1 protein-coding gene is annotated in these 1,018 nt (G+C 43.1%); it reads left to right on the forward strand.

The annotated features are described in order from the left end of the window. Positions 1-277 precede the first annotated feature (277 nt). Positions 278-1,018, forward strand: a 741-nt coding sequence (locus A3757_RS19610; RefSeq protein WP_068740137.1) for a glutathione S-transferase family protein, incomplete at its 3' end; no start/stop codon positions are given.

Consider the following 1,018-nt stretch of genomic DNA (forward strand, 5'->3'; position numbering starts at 1 on the left):
TTTCATTAGAAAAAGCAATCCAGAGCTTATTACCACTTTATATTCAAAACATATTACCTTGCTCAAAACACGTAGCAGCCTTATCACACAAACTAAGGCTAACCAATGTAGGTCATCGAGCCAGTTTTTCCGGAAGCGGCCTATACGTCACTCCTGGTTCTAGCACCTAGCCACAACAGCCAAATACAGCAGTTTGCATTGCGAACTATACCACGAGACAGTTTTATGCTTAGATAGCCTGGATATCAACTAAGCCTGTTATTCTGGAACATCTTCAATGAGCATAATACTGCACCACTACCCTCTGTCTCCTTTCTCTGAAAAAATAAGAGCGATGCTTGGCTATACCAACCAAGAGTGGTCCTCCTGTCTGACCTCAGAAGCGCCGCCACGAGGCAAACTGGACTTACTTTCAGGAGGTTATAACAGAATACCAGTGGCACAGGTGGGAGCTGATATTTTTTGTGATACGAGCCTTATAGCTGATGAACTCGCCGCTATCGCTGACGAACCATCGTTAGCCAACGAAGCTCTGAATCAAGGCCTTCTAACTGAAAGACAATGGCTTGAATCAAAGCTATTTTTTGCATGTGTAAATAAAGCATTCTCTTTATCATTACTTCGACGTATTGCTAAAGACAAAGGCTTATGGAATTTACTTCTGTTCTTGAAAGACAGGATAGAAATGGGCGCCAAAGCCTCGGTATCCCTCGGCAGCCCTAGATCAGCCAACAAACATATTAAGCAAGGTCTAAGCTATCTATCAGAAAACTTAAGCTCGAATGAGTTTATCGGTGGTAACACACCGAATATTCTAGACTTCTCTGCTTATCATTGTTTCTGGTTTCTGACGGAAGTCGGCCTTAAAAAGGATATTTCCAAGAATACAGCCGCGTTGGCTTGGTACCAAAAAATGAAGGCTTTCACCAACTCTCCTGACAATGAAATTAGTATCGATACGGCGATCGATATCGGGAGAGAAGCCCAACCTCGGCAACTAGACAAGCGTTACACCTCA

It is taken from the genome of Oleiphilus sp. HI0117 (assembly GCF_001635235.1).